Raw genomic sequence first — 19,796 nt, 5'->3', positions numbered from 1 at the left:
GTGACGGCTCTCGGTTCGTACCTGCACCGGCACCCGCGCCTGCGCCTGGCCGGGCTGCTCTCCGCCCCGCTGCTCTGGCTGGTCGTCGCCTATCTCGGTGCGCTCGCGGTGCTGCTGGTGTCGGCGTTCTGGACCGTCAACGGGTTCACCGGTGAGACGGTCCGGGAGTTCTCTTTGGCGAACTTCCGGACCATCCTCACCGAGGAGGTCTACCGGGCCGTCACCCTGCGCAGCATCGGGGTGGCGGCCGCGGTCACCGCCATCTGTGTGGTCGTGGCCGTACCGATGGCGTTCTTCATGGCCAAGGTCGCCTCGGCCCGGTCCCGGCACTGGCTGGTGATCGCGATCCTCACCCCGCTGTGGGCCAGCTACCTGGTCAAGGCGTACGCCTGGCGGATCCTGTTCGCCAACGGCGGACCGGTCGACACGCTGCTCGGCGGCCCCGGTCGCGGACCCGGCTACGGGCTGTTCGCCACCGTCGTCGTGCTGTCCTACCTGTGGCTGCCGTACATGATCCTGCCGATCTACGCCGGACTGGAACGGCTGCCGGACTCGCTGCTGGAAGCGTCGGCAGACCTGGGCGCGCGGGCCGGGCGTACGTTCCGGGCCATCGTGCTGCCGATCCTGGTCCCGGCGGTCTTCGCCGGTTCGATCTTCACGTTCTCGCTGTCGCTCGGCGACTACATCACCGTGCAGATCGTCGGCGGCAAGACCCAGCTGCTCGGCAACGTCGTCTACGCCAACATCGGCGCGGCGAACAACCTGCCGTTCGCGGCCGCGATCGCCACCATCCCGGTCCTCGTCATGGTCATCTACCTGGTTGCGGTACGCCGCTCGGGCGCCTTGGAGCAACTGTGACCCTCTCCCCCGCCGCCCGCTGGTCGCTGCGCATCGCGATGGGCCTCGGCCTGGTCTTCATCTACGTGCCGCTGCTGCTCGTCCTGGTCAACTCGTTCAACGGCGACCGCACGTTCGCCTGGCCCCCGGACGACCTCACCACCCGGTGGTGGGCGGCCGCCTGGGCGAACGAGGGAGCCCGGCAGGCCCTGCTGACCTCGGTGAAAGCCGGGCTCGGCGCGACCGCCATCGCCCTCGTGCTGGGCACCATGGTCTCGTTCGCCGTGCAGCGGTTCGCGTTCTTCGGCCGCGACACCGTCTCCCTGCTGATCATCCTGCCGATCGCGCTGCCCGGCATCGTCACCGGCATCGCCCTGGACAGTGCCTGGCGGTCCGTCATGGGCGACCTGGGCATCGGCAAGGGCATGTTCTCCGTCATCGTCGGGCACGCGACGTTCTGCGTCGTCATCGTCTACAACAACGTGCTCGCCCGGTTGCGCCGCACGGGAACGAGCCTGGAGGACGCCTCGGCGGACCTGGGCGCGTCGCCGTGGCAGACGTTCCGGTTCATCACGTTCCCGATGATCCGGACCGCGCTGCTCGCCGGTGGGCTGCTGGCGTTCGCGCTGTCCTTCGACGAGATCATCGTGACCACGTTCACCGCCGGGCCGGGCGTGACCACCCTGCCGATCTGGATCTTCAACAACCTGTTCCGGCCCAACCAGGCACCGATCGTCAACGTGGTCGCGGCCGTCCTGATCGTCCTGTCGGTGATCCCGGTCTGGCTGGCACAGCGGCTGGCCGGCCCGGAGGCCGGCGCCAGCCGCACGTGACGTCAGCCGCCGTAATACCGGGACCGGCGCGAACGGTACGCCGGCCGGCGGCTGCCGGCGAGCTGCCGGGTGGCGAAAGCGCCCGCGGCCAGCCCGCCGGCCAGCGCGGCCAGCACCAGGGGAACGTTTGCTCCGGAGGACGGGGCGTCCTCGGCCGCGGACAGCACCTGAGTGGGAGCCGCTGCCGCCGCCGACGGTGCGGGCGCGGTGGGCAGCGCGGCGAAGTCGACGATGCCGCTGCTCTCCAGCAGGGTCATGTGCGTCATGACGAACTGGTTCGCCTGCTGCGCGAGCTTGCGTACCGTGTCGTTGCGGGTGCTCGACCGGATCGTGGCGATCGCCGGGAAGATCTTGCCGTGCGCCGCCCGGAGCCGGTCGATGTAGACGTCGTCGAATTCGGCGCCCTCCGCCTCCTCCATCTCGGCGAGCCAGCCCTTCTGGTCCTTGTTGGGCTCGTCCGGCAACTCGATGTCCAGCTTCTTCGCGGCGTTGCGGGTGAGCTCGTCGAGCGCGACGTGCTGGTCCGCGATGTTGCGGCCGATCCGCTTGATCCGCGCGCTGTCCGACTTCTGCTGTGCCATCTCCCCGGCCGGGATCTCCCACAGCCCGGCGAGCCGGACCTTCACGACGAAGTCGCGGTCGGCGTCCGAAATCTCGCCCCGCCCCCGGTCGGAGAGCAGGTTCTCGGGCGGCACCGGCACGTCCGGTGCGGCTCGTGCCTTATCCGGCACGAGCAGAATCAGCGCAGTGGCGAGGAGCGCCGCACTACACAGACGGCGCCACCCAGAGCTCAAGCCGACAGCGGCCACGCGAACCTCCTTGACGACAGGTAACCGGAGATACGCAGCAATGACCGGATCGGATCAGCTGTCGCGGTGCGAAACTACCGGGCCCGGATCCGCCACCTCTGATTGACGGTGTCCGCGCAGTCGCGCAGGCGTACGGTGCCCCGGCCGGCCTTGTCGACGCTGACCTCGGTGACGCAGCGGCCGAACCGGCCGGCGCGCAGGGTGGTGCTGAACCACCAGTCCTGGTCGTTCGTGTAGGTGCAGGCGGTCACCCGCACGATGCCGCCGCGAGTCCGCTTGTCCGGCTCGACGCAGTTGCCGTTGTTGGTGAAGTGGCCCTCGCTGGTCTGGTAAAAACTCTGGGCCGGCCGTCCCGGCCGGCAGGCGCTGGTGTGCACAACCGTGCCGATCACACCACCGGTGAGGCAGCGTCCCGGCGCCTGCTCGGTGACGATCCACCCCTGAAGCAGCGGCGGCGGTGCCGGCGCGGCCACCGCGGTGCCGGGTGCGGCGAGCAGGGCGGGAACGGCCACGAACAGGGCGAGGGTACGACGGGTGGCCATGCCCACACTCTAAGTAAGATCGCGCGGCCGCTCACCGAGAACCGGTCAAACGGTCCGGCGGTTCATATGCTGTTCGACGAGCGCCCGCACCGGGCGGCGGAGGTGACCGCCGGCCACTCCCTCGGCCTCGAGCACCGCGTCGGTGAAAGCGTCCACGCCACGCGGCGGCGACGCGCACAGCCGCAGCTTCGCCCTCCGGCGGCAGGCAGAAGCCCAGCGTGACGCAGAGGTCGTCGAGCAGCCGCCCGGCCTCGGCGGACTGATCGCGCAGGGCGGCGACCAGACCGGCCACCGTCTCGCCGTGCCCGGGCCCGAAGGCCGCCCGCTGGACGGCCGCCACCGCCTCATCGTCGACAGGCCGCGCGAGGCGAAGGGGCATGGTGCGGCACGCTAGAGCCTTCGTGGTCAGGGTCTTGTCCGGCCCAACATGGGTGCTGCCTGACGGCCGTTGAGACAGCACTGAGCGCGGGCCAAGCAAGATCACCGCTTGGGGACCCAGCCCTCTAGCCCCGCCACCACGCCGGCCAGTGAATGTCGCCCGCAAGTGACGCCGCGGGTGGCGAACCGCTGTAGCGGATCGCCACCCCGGGCATACCTCAGCCGGCCGCCGTGGGGAAGCGGCGCAGTGGGTAGGTGTCGTTGGTGAGCCAGCGCGGCAGCAGGTTCTGCTCGAAGCGGCCGCCGAGTTGTTCGCTCGCGCCGCCGGGCATCGAGTTCACCGTGGTCCAGCCGGACGCGGTCGCCGAGGCCACGAAGCGGCGGGCCGGGATCAGGCTGATGGTGAACCTGTCCGGCGCGTCGGCGCGGACCGGGTGGCTGGAGACGTCGGGCACGTTGAAGCCGCCGTCGACCGGGATGCCGGGGAGGCCGGGCAGCGGTGAGGTGAACCGGTTGCCGTCGGACGGGATGGTGTACGGCGCACCGAGCGGGGACGTCAGCGTGATCCGGTGCAGCTTGCCCCAGCGGTAGTCGCTCTGCCGTGTGGAGTTCGCGTACGCCGCCTTGAAGTTGTCGGAGGCTGCCAGGGTGAGCGCGTCGCCCAGGCTCTTGAGGATGAGGAAGTCGCGCCGATCCGCAGGATCGGCGATGCCGGGCACCGCGAAGAAGTCGATGCCGGAGCGGCCCACGCCCTTGCGGGTGCCGAAGTCGTCGAGCAGCCGGCGCACGGCGATGACGGACTGGGCGTCGGCGACCGGCAGCTTGGGCGAGATCCGCTGGACGTGCTGGTCGAGCGTGTTGACGACGAACCGGCCGCGCCACAGCGCGTAGATGGTGGCGGCCACACTCTCGTCGATCTCCTGCTGCGACGGGGTGCTCAGCTTGCCGTCGCGGTCGGATGCGTCGTAGCCCTGCGGGATGCCGGTCGGATAGGTGTGCCGCCAGCGGGCCAGCCGGCCGGCGGCCTCGACGATCCGCTTGTCCGAAGCCAGCTCGGCGAGCGAAGGGACTTTGCTGGTACGGGCGCGCTGGAGAGCCTGCGCGACGAGCGGCGTGAAGTACTGGCCGTCCAGGGCGGTGGTGTCGGCCTGCATGGCCCGCACGTCGGCCGCGGTGACCGGGCCCTTGCGGATGGCGGCCCGGACCATGTCGGTGATCCGGCGGGCGCGGAAGCCGTTGTGGAAGAAGGCGAGGTACGAGATCCCGCCGCCCGGCCGCAGCTGGTTGAGCATGTCGTTGTCGAAGGTGTTGGCGGTCGGGTCGTTGTTGGCCGACACGATGAACCCGGCCGGCGGATTGATCACCTTCGGGAGTTCGCTGAACGGCAGGATCTCGTACGGCAGGGACTGGTTGGGCTGCCGGTTGGTGACCGGGAGCCACTCGTTGCCGCCGGTGCCGTCCCGCAGCAGGTAGGGCGGGTTGCCCTTGACCTCGCCGGCCTGCAGGTCCTCGCGGATCGGCACCTCGGCGTTGGTGAAGTACGCGATGGTGCCCTTGCGGTCGGCGTAGACGAAGTGCTGCGCGCCCACGTCGAAGTGCTGGATGGCCTCGCCGAAGTCGTCGACGTCGCGGGCCGGGTTGAGCCGCCGGAAGGCCTCCAGCTCGGTGGTCGGTGAGAAGCCGGTGTACTGCACCGACAGGCCGGTGCCGGCCTGGTCGTCGACCGACAGCAGCGGGCCGTTGTTGCGGCGCGGCACGATCAGGGTCCGGCCGGGCGGCTCGGCGTCGAGCACGTCCAGCTTGCCGGGGGTACGCGGATTGACCCGGAACGTCTCCTCGATGGCCACCACCGGTTCGCGCTTGCCCTGGTAGACGGTGGACAGCCCGCTCGGCGACGCCGGGTCCTTCTCGATCTTCTCGATGTACGTGTCGGTGACGTCGGCGAAGTGCTGGGTCGCGGCGTACGTGATGTCGCGGTTCTGGCCGAGGACGATGAACGGCGTACCGGGAAGGCTGTCGCCCTGCACGTCGAAGCCGCCGCCCTCCAGGGTGATCGGGTGGAACGTGGCGGGCGTCTCCAGGCTCAGGTGCGGGTCGCTGGCCAGGATCGGCCTGCCGGTCGCGGTGTGCTCGCCGCCGATCACCCACGAGTTGGAGCCCCGGTCGCCGGAGCGGTCCAAAGCCGCGGTGATCATCGGGGCCTGCCGGGCGCGTTCCAAATAGTCGGCGGCGAGCCCGGTCGGTGTCGTCCTGGTCTTGACCGCCGTGGAGTCGATCACCGGGGACGCCTCGGCGAACGGCGCGAACGGGAACAGGTCGCCGAACACCGCGGTGTGCCCGTCCAGGCCGGCCGCGTCGTACGCCTGCACGTTCGTGGTCCGGTCGATGTCCAGGTCGAACGAGAGGGTGAAGGCGAGCGCCTTGTTGACCACCAGACTGTCCACCGGCGTCCACGGCGGGATCTTGCTGACCTGTACCGCCGCGTACTGGCCGGGCAGCCTGTTGCGGCTGGTCCAGGCGTTGACGCCGGCGGCGTACGCCCGCAGCGCGTCCTGGGTCTGCGGAGACAGCAGCGGCAGGCTCTTCTCGGCCGTACGCCGCAGTCCCATCGGCCGCATCTGCTGATCGCCGGCGAGCGAGCCGCGGCCGAGCAGCTCGGCGAGGGTGCCGGAGGCACGCCGCCGGGTCACGTCCATCTGGAACAGCCGGTCCTGGGCGTGCACCCAGCCCTGCATGTAGAACAGGTCTTTCGCGCTGGCCGCCTTGATGTGCGGGACGCCGTCGGCGTCGCGCACGACGGAGGCGGCGGCGTGGGCGGGCCCGGCCGGGAGGGCGACGAGTGTGCCGGCCGCCATCAGGCCGGCGGTTAACAGGGCGAGGCGCATGAGCGGCTCCCATACCTCGGTTCAGTTGGCACCGTGGATTCGCCGGAGTGACGCTCATGGATGAAGGTCAGGGACGAGCATGTATTTGCACTTCGTGCAACGATGCACCTAATGTAGCCACCGTGAAGTACGTGGAACCGCCCACCGATCGCCGCGCGGCTCTGAAGGCGCGGCACCGGCGGGCGATCCTCGACGCCGCGCATGCCCTGATATCCGAGGGCGGGGCGGTCCGGTTCAGCGTCGACCAGCTGGCCGAGCGCGCCGACGTCTCCCGGCGCACGATCTTCAATCACTTCGCGTCCATCGACGACGTGGTGACCACGGCCTGCACCGAGGCCCTCGGCGTGGTGATCGAGAACTTTCTGGCGTCGTTCGCGAAGGGCAGCCGGGCCTCGATGTTCGACGACGTGGCCGGCGCGTTGCGGGCCACGGACGTGCCGGGCGTCGTCGCCTTCCTGTGGCGGGCGCTCGGCGGTTTCCACGCCGGCGACCCTCGCCCGCGGCAGATCTTCCAGGCGACGTTCTCCCGCACCACCGACGAGCTGGCCCGCGAGCTGGCGGAACGGCACCCGGAACAGGATCGGCTCGAGGCGGAGCTGCTGGTCAGCTCGCTGATGCACGGCACCGAGGTGATCGTGAACCACTGGCTCACCGCGACCGCGGCCGCCCTCGACGACGAGTCCCGCGCCCTCTGGTGGCACCTGCTCGACCGCCTGATCGAACGCATCCGGACGGGCTACCAAGAAAGATCGGATCACGTTGGCTGAGTTCCTCTACCGCCTGGGCCGCTGGTGCGCCCGGCGCGCCTGGACCGTCCTGGCTTCCTGGATCGTCATCCTGGGCCTGTCCGTCACCGGCTACCTGGCCGCCGGGGGCACCCTGTCCTCGCAGGTGACCATCCCGGGCACGGAGACGGCGAAGGTCACCGACAAGCTCGCCGACCGCCTGCCCAGCGTGGCCGGCGGCAACGGGACGCTGGTCTTTCACACCAGCGACGGGTCGGCCTTCACGGCCGCGCAGCGTACGGCGATCGCCGCGCTGCTGACGACCACCGGTGAGCTCGACGGTGTCGCCGCGACCAGGGATCCGTTCGCGACCCAGCAGCAAGTCGACGAGCAGACCGCACAGGTCGCGGAGGGCCGGCGGCAGGTGGAGGCCGGGCTGGAGCAACTCGACGCCGGGCAGCGGCAGCTGAACGGCGCCCGCGCGCTGGGTGTCCAGGGCCTGGAGGAGCAACAGGCCACGCTGAACGAGCAGCGGGCCGAGCTGGAACCGCAGCGCCGGCAGCTGGAGCGGTCCCAGCAGGTGCTGACCATGTCGTCGAAGATCCGTACGGTGTCCGAGGACGGGACCGCCGCGGTCGCGCCGGTCGTCTTCACCGAGGCGCAGATGGACGTCACCCCGGAGACCAAGGAGGGGGTCGTCGACCACGTACGCGCCGGCCTGCCCACCGGCGTCGAGGTGGAGTTCTCCAACGAGATCACCCAGAGCGTTCCGGAGATCCTCGGCGTGGGCGAGATCGCCGGTCTCGTCGTCGCCGCGATCACCCTGCTGGTCATGCTCGGCACGGCGATCGCGGCCGCCCTGCCGATCATCAGCGCCCTGGCCGGTGTCGGTATCGGCGTCACCGCGTCGCTGTCACTGTCCGGTGTGGTCGACATGCTGAGCATCACCCCGGTGCTCGGCGTGATGCTGGGACTCGCGGTCGGCATCGACTACTGCCTGTTCATCCTGAACCGGCACCGCCGGCAGCTCCTGGAGGGTGCCGGCTTCCACGAGTCGATCGGCCTGGCCAACGGCACGTCCGGCAACGCCGTGGTGTTCGCCGGCGCTACCGTGCTGGTGGCGCTGCTCGCCCTCAACGTCACCGGCGTGCCGTTCCTCGGCCTGATGGGCACGGTCGGCGCGATCTGTGTCGCCGTCGCCGTCCTGATCGCGATCACGCTCACGCCCGCCCTGCTGGCGTTGATCGGGCCGCGGGTGCTCAACCGCAGGGCCCGCAAGCCGTCCGCCGCGCCGACCGAGCCGATCGGCACCGGCCGTGCCGTGCTCACCGTGATCGCCGGCCTGGCCGTCCTGGTGGTCGTCGCCCTGCCGGCCCTGTCGATGCGGCTCGGGCTGCCGGACGGCTCGTCCGAGGCGCAGGACTCCACCCAGTACCGGGCGTACCAGCTGATTCAGGAGAAGTTCGGCGCGGGGGTGAACGGGCCCCTGCTGGTGACGGCCGAGCTGCCGGCCCCGGCGGTCGGGGACGACCTGCTCGCCGCGCAGGCCGAGATCGGCACGGTGCTGCTGGCGCAGCAGAACGTCACCGCGGTCGCCCCGGTCGGGCAGTCCGGCGACAACACGCTGCTCGCCTTCCAGGTGATCCCGGACGACGGGCCGTCCAGTTCCTCGACCGAGCAGCTGGTCCGCGACCTGCGCAGCATCTCCCCGCTCCCCGGTGATGTGGCCCTGGGCGTGGCGGGCAGCGCCAGCGGCAACATCGACATCTCGGCGAAGCTGGCCGACGCGCTACCCGGCTATCTGAGCGTCGTGGTCGGCCTGTCCATGGTCATCATGGTGTTCGTGTTCCGGTCCATCCTGGTGCCGGTCACCGCGACCCTCGGCTTCATCCTGTCGCTGTTCGCCACGTTCGGCGGGCTCACCGCGATCTTCCAGTGGGGATGGCTCGGCGAGATCTTCGGCGTGCACGATCCGAATCCGGTGCTGAGCTTCCTGCCGACCATCCTGATCGGCATCCTGTTCGGGCTGGCCATGGACTACCAGCTGTTCCTGGTGTCCGGCATGCGGGAGGCGTACGCGCACGGCGCACCCGCCCGGGTCGCGGTCCGGCAGGGCGTGCACGCCGGGCGCACCGTGGTGATCGCCGCGGCGATCATCATGATCTCGGTGTTCGGCGGGTTCATCTTCTCCAACTCGGCGATCATCACCTCGCTGGGCTTCGGGCTCTCCTTCGGTGTGCTGGTGGACGCGTTCCTGGTGCGGATGCTGCTCATCCCGGCCGTCATGCACCTGCTCGGCGACTCGGCGTGGTGGATCCCGAAGTGGCTGGACCGGGTCCTGCCCGACGTCGACGTGGAGGGCGCCGCGCTGGAGCGGCGGCACTCAGCGGCGACCGAAGGAGTTGAACAGGCGCAGCAGCAGGTCGATGGTGCGCCAGCGCAGCTTGCCGCCGGAGAAGATCGCCGCGGCGCGTAACGGCAGTTCGGCCAGGCTGTGCTCGTACATGGCGAGCTCGACCGGGTTGTCGCGGGTCGCCTCGTCGATCGGGGCGGCCCGCCACAGCGCCGACTTGAACAGCCGGCCGAGCTGGGTGGTGGCGACCTCGTCCAGCGTGGAGTCGCGGGTGAACGGGCGTACCGATCTCGGTCGGGGAAGCGGGCGGCCGAGCCGGCGCCGGAACTGCTCGTCGGTGACCGCGATCGGCGGCGTGCCCGCCGGTTCGGCGGCGGTCGAGACGCCGTCGCTCACCGTGACCGTCACGGTGGCCACCACATCGGCGCTGGACCGGGCGATCTCCAGATCGAATTCGCCGGCCGGGGTACGCCACTCGCGGGCCACCACGTCGTAAAAAGCGTAGGCGCGCTCCGGCACGTCGATCGTGACGGTCGTGCTCTGCCCGGCCGCCAGATGGACCTTGGCGAAGCCGGCGAGCGAGCGGCGGGGCCGGGCCACCACCCCGGTGCGGTCGTGCAGGTACACCTGCACCACGTCGGAGCCGGCCCGTGTCCCGGTGTTGGTGACCGTCAGCGTGACGGTGTCGCGCACGGCGGCGACGTCCGACCAGTCGAACGTGGTGTAGCCCAAGCCGTGCCCGAACGGGAAGAGCGCGGTCGTGTCGTGCCGGTAGCCGACGTACAGGCCTTCGCGGTACTGGACCTGGCGCGGCTCCCCGGGGAAGTACGGCTCGGCGGCCACGTCGTCGAGTGACGCCGGGAACGTCTCGGCCAGCCGCCCGCCGGGTTCAGCGTCGCCGTAGAGCACGTCGACCAGCGCCGCCCCACCGGCCTGCCCGCCCAGGTAGGACTCCAGGATCGCGGCCGGGGCGTCCTTCCACGGCATCAGCACCGGCGCGCCGTTGGACAGCGCGACCACGGTACGCGGATTCGCCGCGCACACCGCCGTGACCAGCTCGTCGTGCTGCCCCGGCAACCCCAGATCGGTACGGTCGAAGCCCTCGCTCTCGTACACCGGAGGCAGTCCGGCCAGCACGACGGCCACGTCGCAGGACCGGGCCGCCGCCACGGCCTCGGCGATCAGGTCCGGGTCCGCGTGCGAGTCGTTCGGGTCGTACCCCGGTGCGTAGGCCACCTCGATGCCGCGCCGCGCGAACTCCGCGCGCGCCGTGCTGATTCGCGTGGGGTTGACCAGCGAACTGCCGCTGCCCTGGTAGCGCGGCTGGTCCGCGAACGCCCCGATCAACGCCACCCTGGTGCCGGGAGCCAGCGGCAGGATCCCGTCGTTGGTCAGCAGCACGGTGCCCGCGGCCGCCGCCCGCCGGGCCAGCGCGTCGTGCTCGTCGACCGGAATCGCCGGGCCCCTGGTGCGCGCGGACCGGGCCACCAGGTCGAGGACCCGCTGCGCCGAGGCGGTGACCAGCTCGGCCGGCAGCCGCCGGGACGCGACCGCCTTCAGCACCTCCCGGTCGAACAGGCCCTTGCTGCCCGGCATCTCCAGGTCCATGCCCGCGGCCACCGCCGCCACCCGGTCGTTGGTGGCCGCCCAGTCGCTCATCACCAGGCCGTCGAAGCCCCACTCCTCGCGCAGGATGCCGGTGATCAGCCGCCGGTGCTGGGTGGCCGGATGCCCGTTCACCGAGTTGTACGCGGCCATCACGGTCCACGGCCGGCTGGTCTTGACCGCGTACTCGAAGCCGGACAGGTACAGCTCGCGCAGCGTCCGCTCGTCGACCACCGCGTCCACCACGTACCGGTGCGACTCCTGGTTGTTCACCGCGTAGTGCTTCAGGCAGGCGCCGACCCCGTGCCGCTGCAAGCCGTTCACCATGGCCGCCGCGAGCCGCCCGCTGAGCAGCGGGTCCTCGGAGAAGTACTCGAAGTTGCGCCCGCACAGCGGATGCCGCTTGATGTTGAGGCCGGGCCCGAGGACCACGTCCACCCCGTGTGCCCGGGCCTCCACGGCCAGGGCGTGCCCGATCCGCTCGGCCAGCTCCTCGTCCCAGGCGCTGGCGACGGTGACCGCGGTCGGGAAGCAGGTGGACGGCTCGCTGCCGCTGACCCCGAGGCGATCGCCGGCGTCGGCCTGGAACCGCAGCCCGTGCGGGCCGTCGCTGAGCGCGCAGGACGGCACGCCGGCCTCCGGCAGCGGCTGGGTGTTCCAGGCGTCGCTGCCGGAGAGCAGGGCCACCTGCTGGCGAAGGGTGAGGGCGGAGGCCTCAGGCAGGTCAGTCACACCCCAGAGCTTTGTTCATGGGGTGACGATCGCGAAATCCGGGTCCGGCTCGTCCAGGGCGGCGAGCAACCGCCCGAACACCGCGGTGTTCCCCTCCACGGTGACCCCGGCGGCGGCCAGCTCGGCCGGGTCGGCGACGGTCACGGCCAGCGGAAGCACGGCACTCGGCAGGGTCACTGTGGCGTCCGCCAGATCGGGCTGGGGCGCCGCCGTGTGGGTGAGTACGCCGTTGCGCAACGACAGCCGGTACTTCCGTCCGATGTCGGTGAGCTGGATGTCGACGTGGACCTCGTCGTCCCAGCACCGTGGGCCGTTGACCCGGATGGCCATGGCGGCGAACAGCTGCTCCGGGGTGAGCTGCGCGATCATGTCGGCCGAACTGGTGGTGGCCGGCGTACCGAATGAGCCGTGCCGCAGTTCGTGGGCGGCGGACAGGTAGACGCAGCGCCACGTGCCGTTCTCCGAGCCGTAGCCGAGCTGCTCGTACGTGTCGGCCAGCAGCTCACGCGCCGCGCCGTGACCCGGCTCGGCGAAGATCACGTGGTTGAGCACCTCGGCGGCCCAGCGGAAGTCGCCGGCGTCCACGGTGGCCCGGGCCTTGGTGACCACGCTGTCGGCGCCACCCATGAAGTCGACGTAACGGCGGGCCGCCTCGGCCGGCGGGTGCGGCCACAGGTGTGCCGGGTTGCCGTCGTACCAGCCGAGATAGCGCTGGTAGATAGCCTTCACGTTGTGGCTGACCGAGCCGTAGTAGCCGCGGGCGTGCCAGGCCTGCTCCAGCGCCGGCGGCAACTGGATGGCCTCGGCGATCTCCGGACCGGTCATCCCGACGTTGATCATCCGGACGGTCTGGTCGTGCAGGTACGCGTACAGGTCCCGTTGCAGCAGCAGGAACTCCACGGCACGCTCGCGGCCCCAGGTCGGCCAGTGGTGCGAGGCGAACAGCACTTCCAGGTCGCCGCCGTACAGCTCGGCCGCCTCGGACAGGTAGCCGGCCCAGGCGTGCGGGTCGCGTACCTCGGCGCCGCGCAGGGTGAGCAGGTTGTGCAGGTTGTGGGTGGCGTTCTCGGCCATGCACAGCGCCCGGTGGTCCGGGAAGTACAGGTGCATCTCGGCGGGGGCCTCGCTGCCCGGCGCCATCTGGAAGACCATCCGTATGCCGTCGACGGTCTCCTCCTGCCCGGTGTGCCCGATGTCGACCGTCGGCGGGATCAGGGTGACCGTGCCGGTCGAGTTGGTCTGGCCCAGGCCGGCACCGACCTGCCCCTGCGGGCCGCGTGGGAGGACCGCACCGTACATGTAGGCGGCCCGCCGTGACATGGCGGTGCCGGCGTACACGTTCTCGTTGACCGCGTGCCGGGCGAAGCCGGCCGGCGCCAGCACCGGCACCCCGCCGGCCTGGTCGCCGGGCAGGATGCCGCGGGCCCCGCCGAAGTGGTCGACGTGGCTGTGCGTGTAGACCATCCCGGTCACCGGCCGGTCACCGCGGTGCTCCCGGTAGAGGGCGAGGGCGGCCGCCGCGGTCTCGCTGGACACCAGCGGGTCGATGACGAGCACGCCGCGCTCGCCCTCGACGAAGGTGATGTTCGACAGGTCCAGTCCGCGCACCTGGTAGATGCCGGGAACCACCTCGAACAGGCCGTGGATGCTGGTGAGCAGCGACTGCCGCCACAGGCTGGGGTTCACCGTGGCGGGAGCCTCACCGGTGAGGAAGGCGTACGGGTCGCTGTCCCAGACGACCCGGCCTTCTGCGGTCTTGACCAGCGCCTGGTCCAGCGCGGCGACGAAACCGCGCCGGGCGTCCTCGAAGTCGCGCCGGTCGTGGAACGGCAGGGCTTTCGCCAGGTACTCGTGCTGGGCCTCGATCGTCCTGCTGGCGGGGTTGGCCATGGATCGCCCCTTCGGTCAGTGGTGGAAGCTCGAGGAGTTGGCGGCGTCGTGCACCGGGCCGGACTGCTTGTCGAGATGCTGGAGATGCCGCTTCAGGTCCTCGACGAGCATGTCGGCGAGGTCGTGGGTGAACCCCCGGCGGACCACCACGCGCAGCGCGGCCACGTCCTCGCGGTTCTTCGGGAACGTGTACGCGGGCACCTGCCAGCCGCGTTCGCGCAGCGCCCGGGAGATGTCGAACACCGTGTAGTTGGTGACCCCGTCGCGCAGCTTCACCGCGAACACCGGCAGCTCGTCACCGCGGGTGATCAGCTCGAACGGGCCCAGGTCGGCGATCAGCCCGGACAGCCGGGTGGCGACCTCGCGGGCGTAGCCGTGCACCCGGGCGTAGCCGTCGAAGCCGAGCCGCAGGAGGTTGTAGTACTGGGCGACGACCTGCGCGCCGGGCCGGGAGAAGTTCAGCGCGAACGTCGGCATGTCGTCACCGAGGTAGTTGACCCAGAAGATCAGGTCCTCGGGCAGCGCCTGCGCGTCCCGCCAGATGATCCAGCCGACGCCGGGGTAGACCAGGCCGTACTTGTGCCCGGACGTGTTGATCGAGGCCACCCGGGGCAGCTGGAAGTCCCACACCAGGTCCGGGTCGACGAACGGGGCGACGAACGCGCCCGAGGCGCCGTCCACATGCACCGGGACGTCGATGCCGGTGCGGGCCTGGAACTCGTCGAGGGCGGCGCAGATCTCCGCGACCGGCTCGTAGGAGCCGTCGAACGTGGACCCGAGCACCGCGACCACGCCGATGGTGTTCTCGTCGCAGAGCTTCACGGCCTCCTCGGCGTTGAGGTGGAAACGCTCGCCGTCCATCGGGACCAGGCGCATCTCGACGTCCCAGTAGTTGGCGAACTTCTCCCAGCACACCTGCACGTTGATGCCCATCACCAGGTTCGGCCGCCCACCACGGGCGTGCTTGCGCTGCCACCGCCGTTTCAGGGCGAGCCCGCCCAGCATCGCGGCCTCACTGGAGCCGGTGGTCGAGCAGCCGGTCGCCTGCCGGGGGTCCGGCGCGTTCCAGAGCCGGCTCAGCATGTGCACGCACCGCGACTCGATCTCCGCGGTCTGCGGGTACTCGTCCTTGTCGATCATGTTCTTGTCGAAGCACTCGGCCATCAACCGGTCGGCCTGCGGCTCCATCCAGGTGGTGACGAAGGTGGCCGTGTTCAGCCGTGAGTTGCCGTCGAGCATCAGCTCGTCGTGCACGATCTGATAGGCCACGTCCGGCGGCATCTCCCCCACCGGCATCTCGTGCCGCGGGATCGTCACCCCCTCCATCCCGAACCGCGGTGCCACCGACAGGCTCTGTGGCACCGACCGGGCCGCCTTGGGATGCTTCAACATCGCGCGTCTCCCCTCGTCGCTGCCACCAATCTCAGCCACGCCGGCGCGGCCTCACCTCCTCCGCCGCGGATGAAAGACCTTCGGCTACGAGACGAACAGATCCGCGTAGGCCTCGCCGGGCTCCACCGTGGTGATCACGTCGATCAGCACGCCGTCCGGGCCGGCGACGATGAAGTGCCGCTGGCCGAACTCCTCGGTCCGGATCGGCAGCAGCGCTTCGAGGGCTCCCCCGCCGACCAGGCGCTCCCACTCGGCGTCCACGTCGTCGACCTCCACGTTGAGCAGCATGCCGCCGGCGCTGCGCCCCCGGTAGGCGGCCGGGATCGTCTCGTGGCCGCCGTCCAGCACGGCCAGCTCCCACTGGCCGCGGCGCAGGCTCACGTACCAGTCGGCCTCGAAGGTCGGCTCGAAACCGAAGTGCTTGCGGTAGAAGGCCGCGGTGGCGGCCACGTCGGTGGTCATGAGGACGGGGTACGAGCTGGTGAGTGCCATGATGTCCGCTCCTTTACATACACTGTGCAGGTAAGTCGACTATACATACAGCGCGTATGTAAGAGAAGGGGCCGGCATGGCGCGAGCGACCAAGGAGCAGAGCGAGATCACCGCCCGGCGGATCCGGGAGGTGGCGACCGGCATGTTCGCCGAGCGCGGCTACGCCTCCGTCGGCCTCGAGGAGGTGGCCGCCGCCGCCCAGGTCACCCGGGGCGCGGTCTACCACCACTACGGCAACAAGCAGACCCTGTTCGAGGCGGTCGCGGCCGCCGCACAGCAGCGGGTGGCCGACGCGGTGACCGCCGCCGCCGACGCGGCCGCCGACCCCTGGGACGGGCTGATCGCCGGCTGCCGGGCCTTCCTCACCGTGAGCGTCACCGACAGCCACCGGCGGATCCTGCTGCTCGACGCGCCCGCGGTGATGGGCTGGAGCACCTGGCGCAGCCAGGACGCCGCCGCCTCCGGCCACCACCTGACCGAGGCCATCGCCGACCTGGCCGCGACCGGCCACCTCACGATCACCTCGCCCGAGGCGACGTCCGCCCTGCTCTCCGGCGCGATGAACGAGGCCGCCCTGCGCATCGCCGAGGCTCCGGACCGCGATGCCGCGCTGGAGGAGACCTGGTCCGACCTCACGCGCCTGCTCAACGGCCTGCGCAGCGCCGCCGGTCCCGCTTCTTCGGGGTACGCGTAACCGGCCGACCCGTCCCCGCCCTCCCGGCGGTGATCTTGCTTAGCCCACGCTCGACGCTGTCTCAACGGCCGCCAGACAGCACCCACGTTGGGCCGGACAAGAACCAGCGCCGTCAGGTGCGCACGAAGAGGCAGAACGGGTGGCCGTCCGGGTCCAGGCACACCCGCACGTCGTCCTGGGGCTGGAACTCGGCGACGGTCGCGCCCAGCGCCACCGCGTGGGCGACGCCCTGGGGCAGGTCGTCGACCTCGATGTCCAGGTGCATCTGCATCTGGGGCCGGCCGGGGCGGGCCGGCCAGGCCGGCGGCTCGTAGGTCGCCTCGCCGTGGACGGAGATGCCGGGGCCACCGTCCGGTGAGGACAGCTCCACCCAGCCGTCGGCCGACTCCTTGACCGGCCAGCCGAGCAGGCGGGAGTAGAACTCGGCCAGCTTGCGCGGCTCCGGCGAGCTGATCGTCGTGGCCGCCAGGGTCGTCCGTACGGTCTCAGCCATCGGCACACCGTAACCCCAACCCGGCCGGCACGCCGCCCGTCCGTTTCCCGGCGGCCGCGCTATGGCCGGGAGTGGGCAGCCGGTCGCGTGGCGCCGGCGGGACGGCCATCGCTGGTTTCGGACGGCCGATCACCCGTACCGATGAAAGAATGCGGCCGTGATCGAACTGGTGGTTGTTCTTGATTGCGCTGATCTGGATCGGTCGGCGCAGTTCTGGGGTGAGGTGCTGGGGTATCGCGCCACCTCCAGCGATCCGGGGCAGTACCGGAGGCTGCTGCCGATCGACGGGCCCGGCATCGAGCTGCTGCTGCAACGCGTGCCGGAGCCGAAGACCGACGTGAAGAACCGGCTGCACCTGGACCTGCGCGTCGCCGATCTGGAGGCCGAGGTGGCCCGGGTGACCGCGGCGGGCGGCCGGCTGATCACCGACGAGCCGGTCCGGGAGGACGGCTGGGTGTGGCACGTCCTCGGCGACCCGGACGGCAACGAGTTCTGCGTGCTGCAACCGCCGAAATGATCTCAGCCGCCGTTGCCGAAGCTGGTCAGTCCGAGCCGGGCGGCGGCGTCGTAGGCGAGCAGGAAGCCGACGATGCCGACGATCCACGCCAGGGTGTTGCTGTTCGCCATCCAGTCGCTGATCCGGGTCAGCGGCTTGGTGACCCAGTCGCCGGCGGCCAGCCGCACGGCCAGCAGCAGCAACGCGGGAACGATCATCAGCAGGCAGTAGCCGGCCATGACCAGCCCGACCTGCGCCGCCGGTAGTTCCGCGGTGGTCAGCAGGCCGATCGCGGCGAGGTACGGCAGCATCGTGGTCACCTCGGCGGCGGCCGCGGCGAGCGCGAGCGCGGCCAGGCCGCCGGTGCCGCCCTCGTCGGAGAGTGCGCGTTCCCGCCAGCGGAGCAGGCGGCCGCTGCCGGAGCCGGTCTTGTTCTTCTGTTCCAGCCGGAAGCTCCAGAAGAACAGGGCGACGCCGATGACCAGCTGGATCCGCATCGCGATCGAGGTGTCGAGCACCCGGTTGATCTGCGGCAGGAACGCGTCCGCGCCGAGCGCGACGGCGACGCCGACGGCGAAGTAGAACGTGGCGACCGTACCGAGGAAGACCAGGATACGGCCGGGCCGCATCCGGCCCGGATGCAGCATCAGCCAGATCGGGATGAGCAGGGTGCCGAAGCTTGTCGAATCAATCAGAGCGAGCACGGCGAGAGATCCGAGGAGCGCCAAATCCATGCCGTGAGAGTGCTGGTCACGCGCGGTCGGCGCGTCCGCCGAAGGATGTCCGGCACGCGGGCGCATACATCATTCGAGGTACGCCGGACCGCGTGATCCGTGATGGGATGAGAGCGTGGGGCCGAAAGCGCGGGACGTCGTCGAGGCGGCGGGCACGTTCGCGGCGGGTCTGGCGTTCAACCTCGTCGGGCTCACCGATGTCTGGGACCTTCCGGAGCCGGACGCCCTGGCCGGCCTGTCCGGGTGGTGGCACACCCTCCCGCTGGCCGTCGGCTGTCTCGCCATGCTCGGCAAACGCCGTCATCCGATGCTCGCGCTCGGCACCGGCGTCGTCGCGGTCACCGCCGACCTGCTGCTCGGCGGCAGCATCGCGCTCGTCCTCGTCCTGTTCGACCTGCTCTTCTCGGCCGGTCTGTTCGCCTCCGCCCGGGCCCGGACCGCGGTGACGACCGCGGTGTTCGTGGTCATCGGCACGGCCAGCGTGGTGGGCGGCCTGGCCGGCGGCGAGTTCCGGCTCGCCGTCTTCATCGGCCTGCAGATGACCACCCTGCTGTTCGTGCCGCTGTGGTGGGCGGCCAGCGTGCGCCAGCAGCGCCAGCTCGGCATGCTCGACGCCGAGCGGACGGCCCGCGAGGCGGTCCTCGCCGAACGCGCGGCGATGGCCCGCGACCTGCACGACGTGATCGCGGCCCACCTGTCCACCACGGCGATCCACTCCGGTGCGGCCCTGGCCCGCCCGCCGGACACCGACCGCGACCGGGCAACCCTGCAGGCGGTCCGGACCACCAGCCTGGCCGCCCTCGAGGAGATGCGTTCCATGATCATGCTGTTGCGGGCGGACGATCCGGCGGGCACGGATCCCACCCTGCCCGGCGGCCTGGACCGCCTGCCCGACCTGGTGGAGGCGGCCGCCGCCGGCGGGCTGCGGATCGAGACGCAGACCCGGGAGATCCCGCAGATCCCGGCGATCGTGGCGCACACCGTCTACCGGATCGTGCGGGAGGCGCTGACCAACGCCGGCAAGCACGCCCCGGAGTCGGAGGTCCGCCTCGAGGTCCGCCCGGCCGGCGACGTCGTGACCGTGACGGTCACGAACACCCTGACCCGCGCCGGCGCGGTCGACCACCAGGCGCTCAGCTCGGGCACCGGCCTGATCTCGATCCGCGAGCGCGCCGCGCTGCTCGGCGGCGAGCTCACCGCCGGCCGCGACGGAGACCATTTCCGGGTACGGGCGACGCTGCCCCTGCATCCGGTAGGAAGTGAGTCGTGATCCGGATCCTGCTCGCCGACGACCACGCGGCCATCCGCGCCGGGATGCGGCTCATGCTGGATCAGGCGCCCGACATCGAGGTGATCGGCGAGGCCGCCGACGGCGCGGTCGCGATCCGCCAGGCCACCGCGCTGCGGCCGGACGTGGTCCTGATGGACATCCGGATGCCCGGCACCGACGGGATCAGCGCCACCCGGGCGATCACCTCGGCCGGCCTGTCCGACGTGCTGATCCTGACCACGTTCGACTTCGACGACTACCTGTTCGGCGCGCTCCGCGCCGGCGCCGCCGGCTTCCTGCTGAAGTCGGTCGAGCCGGCCGCGCTGATCGACGCGGTACGCCGGGTCGCGGCCGGCGACGGCTTCCTGGCGCCGGAGGTGACCCGCCGCTTGCTGGCCGCCTTCGTCGCCACCCCGGCGGCGCCACCGCCGGCCCCCGCTCTGGACGGATTGACCGAGCGGGAACGGGATGTGCTGGCCGCGCTGGGGCGCGGACTGTCGAACGCGGATCTGGCGGCGGAGCTGGCGATCACCGAGGCGACGGCCAAGACGCATGTGTCGCGGGTGCTGGCGAAGCTGGGCTGCACGTCGCGGGTGCAGGCCGCGATCCTGGCCAAGGAGGCCGGCCTGGCCTGAC

18 protein-coding genes are annotated in these 19,796 nt (G+C 71.0%); 9 read left to right on the top strand and 9 right to left on the bottom strand.

Translation table 11 applies throughout. From position 1 onward, the window contains the following. Complete coding sequence (locus I4J89_RS23185) at positions 1-858, top strand: ABC transporter permease (RefSeq protein ID WP_196416148.1); 858 nt, start codon at positions 1-3, stop codon at positions 856-858. After that, positions 855-1,670 (top strand): ABC transporter permease, encoded by an 816-nt coding sequence (locus I4J89_RS23180; protein ID WP_196416147.1) that lies wholly within the window; start codon positions 855-857, stop codon positions 1,668-1,670. Before I4J89_RS23185 ends, I4J89_RS23180 begins: the two co-directional genes overlap by 4 nt. A gap of 2 nt (positions 1,671-1,672) precedes the next feature. Here the strand turns inward: I4J89_RS23180 and I4J89_RS23175 are convergent, their stop codons facing one another. Together I4J89_RS23175 and I4J89_RS23170 are read right to left on the bottom strand one after the other, a co-directional pair. After that, complete coding sequence (locus I4J89_RS23175; protein WP_309238437.1) at positions 1,673-2,479, bottom strand: DUF4142 domain-containing protein; 807 nt, start codon at positions 2,477-2,479, stop codon at positions 1,673-1,675. Between the two features lie 74 nt (positions 2,480-2,553). Next, complete coding sequence (locus I4J89_RS23170; RefSeq protein WP_196416146.1) at positions 2,554-3,021, bottom strand: ricin-type beta-trefoil lectin domain protein; 468 nt, start codon at positions 3,019-3,021, stop codon at positions 2,554-2,556. 142 nt (positions 3,022-3,163) lie between these two features. Between I4J89_RS23170 and I4J89_RS23165 the strand changes: the two genes are divergently transcribed. Next, positions 3,164-3,415 (top strand): hypothetical protein, encoded by a 252-nt coding sequence (locus I4J89_RS23165; RefSeq protein ID WP_196416145.1) that lies wholly within the window; start codon positions 3,164-3,166, stop codon positions 3,413-3,415. Positions 3,416-3,617: 202 nt separating this feature from the next. On the opposite strand, the gene I4J89_RS23160 is transcribed toward I4J89_RS23165, so the two are convergent. Then, complete coding sequence (locus I4J89_RS23160) at positions 3,618-6,284, bottom strand: penicillin acylase family protein (RefSeq protein WP_196416144.1); 2,667 nt, start codon at positions 6,282-6,284, stop codon at positions 3,618-3,620. Positions 6,285-6,406: 122 nt separating this feature from the next. On the opposite strand from I4J89_RS23160, the gene I4J89_RS23155 reads away from it, so the two are divergent. Next, a complete protein-coding gene (locus tag I4J89_RS23155; RefSeq protein ID WP_309238436.1) occupies positions 6,407-7,051 on the top strand; it encodes a TetR/AcrR family transcriptional regulator in 645 nt (214 codons plus the stop codon). Then, positions 7,044-9,485: an MMPL family transporter gene (locus I4J89_RS23150; RefSeq protein ID WP_196416142.1), complete on the top strand. Its 2,442-nt coding sequence runs from the start codon at positions 7,044-7,046 to the stop codon at positions 9,483-9,485. Before I4J89_RS23155 ends, I4J89_RS23150 begins: the two co-directional genes overlap by 8 nt. Here I4J89_RS23150 and I4J89_RS23145 read toward each other — a convergent pair. The 4 genes from I4J89_RS23145 to I4J89_RS23130 form a co-directional block, all read right to left on the bottom strand. Further along, positions 9,393-11,699 carry a glycoside hydrolase family 3 C-terminal domain-containing protein gene (locus I4J89_RS23145; protein ID WP_196416141.1) on the bottom strand — a complete coding sequence of 769 codons (2,307 nt, stop codon included), beginning with the start codon at positions 11,697-11,699 and terminating at the stop codon, positions 9,393-9,395. The two genes, I4J89_RS23150 and I4J89_RS23145, sit on opposite strands and share 93 nt — an antisense overlap. Before the next feature lie 15 nt (positions 11,700-11,714). After that, a complete protein-coding gene (locus I4J89_RS23140; protein ID WP_196416140.1) occupies positions 11,715-13,589 on the bottom strand; it encodes an alkyl/aryl-sulfatase in 1,875 nt (624 codons plus the stop codon). Positions 13,590-13,604: 15 nt separating this feature from the next. Continuing rightward, complete coding sequence (gad, locus tag I4J89_RS23135) at positions 13,605-14,981, bottom strand: glutamate decarboxylase (RefSeq protein ID WP_196416139.1); 1,377 nt, start codon at positions 14,979-14,981, stop codon at positions 13,605-13,607. Positions 14,982-15,065: 84 nt separating this feature from the next. Further along, positions 15,066-15,473 carry a VOC family protein gene (locus I4J89_RS23130; RefSeq protein ID WP_196416138.1) on the bottom strand — a complete coding sequence of 136 codons (408 nt, stop codon included), beginning with the start codon at positions 15,471-15,473 and terminating at the stop codon, positions 15,066-15,068. Between the two features lie 76 nt (positions 15,474-15,549). Here I4J89_RS23130 and I4J89_RS23125 point away from each other — a divergent pair, with 76 nt between their 5' ends. Beyond that, positions 15,550-16,167 carry a TetR/AcrR family transcriptional regulator gene (locus tag I4J89_RS23125; protein ID WP_196416137.1) on the top strand — a complete coding sequence of 206 codons (618 nt, stop codon included), beginning with the start codon at positions 15,550-15,552 and terminating at the stop codon, positions 16,165-16,167. 112 nt (positions 16,168-16,279) lie between these two features. Here the strand turns inward: I4J89_RS23125 and I4J89_RS23120 are convergent, their stop codons facing one another. Further along, positions 16,280-16,660: a VOC family protein gene (locus I4J89_RS23120; protein WP_196416136.1), complete on the bottom strand. Its 381-nt coding sequence runs from the start codon at positions 16,658-16,660 to the stop codon at positions 16,280-16,282. A gap of 157 nt (positions 16,661-16,817) precedes the next feature. Here I4J89_RS23120 and I4J89_RS23115 point away from each other — a divergent pair, with 157 nt between their 5' ends. Continuing rightward, on the top strand, positions 16,818-17,177 hold the full coding sequence (locus I4J89_RS23115; RefSeq protein WP_309238435.1) for a VOC family protein: 360 nt from the start codon (positions 16,818-16,820) through the stop codon (positions 17,175-17,177). A gap of 2 nt (positions 17,178-17,179) precedes the next feature. On the opposite strand, the gene I4J89_RS23110 is transcribed toward I4J89_RS23115, so the two are convergent. Next, a complete protein-coding gene (locus I4J89_RS23110; RefSeq protein WP_196416135.1) occupies positions 17,180-17,890 on the bottom strand; it encodes a GAP family protein in 711 nt (236 codons plus the stop codon). 115 nt (positions 17,891-18,005) lie between these two features. Here I4J89_RS23110 and I4J89_RS51570 point away from each other — a divergent pair, with 115 nt between their 5' ends. Continuing rightward, the gene (locus I4J89_RS51570) at positions 18,006-19,160 is read left to right on the top strand and encodes a sensor histidine kinase (protein ID WP_196416134.1); all 1,155 of its coding nucleotides are present in this window, start codon (positions 18,006-18,008) and stop codon (positions 19,158-19,160) included. Beyond that, positions 19,157-19,795, top strand: coding sequence for a response regulator (locus I4J89_RS23100; RefSeq protein ID WP_196416133.1), 639 nt, complete (start codon positions 19,157-19,159; stop codon positions 19,793-19,795). Before I4J89_RS51570 ends, I4J89_RS23100 begins: the two co-directional genes overlap by 4 nt. Position 19,796: the final 1 nt, after the last annotated feature.

The organism is Actinoplanes aureus (assembly GCF_015704865.1).
In the GTDB taxonomy this organism is placed as follows: Bacteria; Actinomycetota; Actinomycetes; order Mycobacteriales; family Micromonosporaceae; genus Actinoplanes; species Actinoplanes aureus.
The sequence above is the reverse complement of the archived record's forward strand: the minus strand, read 5'-3'. Positions and strand labels throughout refer to the sequence as shown.

Excerpts from the sequence above, each read along its gene's own strand:
- I4J89_RS23170 (WP_196416146.1), bottom strand. The coding sequence starts at position 3,021 with ATGGCCACCCGTCGTACCCTCGCCCTGTTCGTGGCCGTTCCCGCCCTG.
- I4J89_RS23160 (WP_196416144.1), bottom strand. The coding sequence starts at position 6,284 with ATGCGCCTCGCCCTGTTAACCGCCGGCCTGATGGCGGCCGGCACACTC.
- I4J89_RS23140 (WP_196416140.1), bottom strand. The coding sequence starts at position 13,589 with ATGGCCAACCCCGCCAGCAGGACGATCGAGGCCCAGCACGAGTACCTG.
- gad (WP_196416139.1), bottom strand. The coding sequence starts at position 14,981 with ATGTTGAAGCATCCCAAGGCGGCCCGGTCGGTGCCACAGAGCCTGTCG.
- I4J89_RS23130 (WP_196416138.1), bottom strand. The coding sequence starts at position 15,473 with ATGGCACTCACCAGCTCGTACCCCGTCCTCATGACCACCGACGTGGCC.
- I4J89_RS23125 (WP_196416137.1), top strand. The coding sequence starts at position 15,550 with ATGGCGCGAGCGACCAAGGAGCAGAGCGAGATCACCGCCCGGCGGATC.
- I4J89_RS23120 (WP_196416136.1), bottom strand. The coding sequence starts at position 16,660 with ATGGCTGAGACCGTACGGACGACCCTGGCGGCCACGACGATCAGCTCG.
- I4J89_RS23110 (WP_196416135.1), bottom strand. The coding sequence starts at position 17,890 with ATGGATTTGGCGCTCCTCGGATCTCTCGCCGTGCTCGCTCTGATTGAT.